At 63.0% G+C, this 1,135-nt stretch carries 1 protein-coding gene; it reads right to left on the bottom strand.

Translation table 11 applies throughout. The annotated features are described in order from the left end of the window. Positions 1 to 120: 120 nt before the first annotated feature. Positions 121 to 1,135 (bottom strand): LysR family transcriptional regulator (locus QWZ14_RS29150; protein ID WP_290320575.1); only part of this gene is annotated, 1,015 nt, incomplete at its 5' end.

The following is a 1,135-nucleotide window of genomic DNA, read 5'->3' as shown; positions in this document are numbered from 1 at the left end:
GCATATCTGGATTGCGATGATCTCAATCATCTCACTTTGCATCGTCGCCCAAACCCAAGCGCAGTAAGGGGTTTATTCGTGTACAGCATCTAACGAAATTGGCTGTTTTGCGGCCATAGGTCAGAAGCGCCGCGTCTCGCCCGCCGTATCTTTGGCGTTCTGCGCGAGGCTTTCAGCTTCGAAGCCAAGCCGTGTAAGGCTTGCAGCGTCGGCGAGTACCTCGATGTCTCTGCAGGTGAGCCCAACGAGTCGCTCAAGCAGCGCGGCGACCACCGCCGAGGCTGCCGGCGTTGGTGAGCGCCCCGGCCGCACGGCCAGGTAGACTATGCGGTGGACAGCTGGGGCTAGCGGTCGGAACACGAGGTCGGCCCGCGTCATGGGCAACGCCGCAAGGGCCGGCATCACTGCCATGCCAAGCCCTTGCTCAACTAGGCTTTGGAGCCCCGAGACGCTTGAGACCTCATAGCGCGGACGAGGCAGTGTGAATTCACCCTGTGCATAGCGCTCGATCAGGGTTCGAATCCCACTCTCGGCGCCTAGCCCAAGGAGCGGGTAGTCGCGCAGCACGCCCCAGCCGAGGACATCCCCGCCACGGGCCAGCGGGTGGTCGCAAGGGCAGACTAGCCCGAAGCGATCACGCAGCAGCGGCACGGCTTCCAGCATAGGGTCGGGGCTTGGCAGCGTGGTTACCGCGAAATCCACCTCGCCTGCGAGGAGGCGCCGTGCGGCGCCCGCGGTGTGCTCTTCAACGATCCGGACCGATATGCCTGGGTGCCGGATTGCCAATACACCAAGCGCCGGAGCGAAGGCGTGGCTGATGAGGGATGCGGTGGCTGCGGCCACAACGAGGCCGCGCTGGCGCTCTGCATGTGCCCAAATATCATCGAGGGCGCGTTCCATCTCCTCTATCAACCGTTCGGACACCACAATGAAACGCTCACCTTGCACGGTCGGAACAACGGACCGCGTGGTGCGGTCGAGCAGCTTGGCCCCGACTTCCGCCTCAAGCGTCTTGATGGACAAGGTCAGGGCGCTCTGAGTGAGCCGTAAGCGGACTGCGGCATGGGTGAAACTTCGTTCCTGGGCCACGGCGAGGAAGGCACGAAGCTGGCGAAGCGTGACGTTTTTGCTCATT

The sequence above is a fragment of the Paeniroseomonas aquatica genome, assembly GCF_030409335.1.
GTDB classification, from domain to species: domain Bacteria; phylum Pseudomonadota; class Alphaproteobacteria; order Acetobacterales; family Acetobacteraceae; genus Belnapia; species Belnapia aquatica.
The sequence above is the reverse complement of the archived record's forward strand: the minus strand, read 5'-3'. Positions and strand labels throughout refer to the sequence as shown.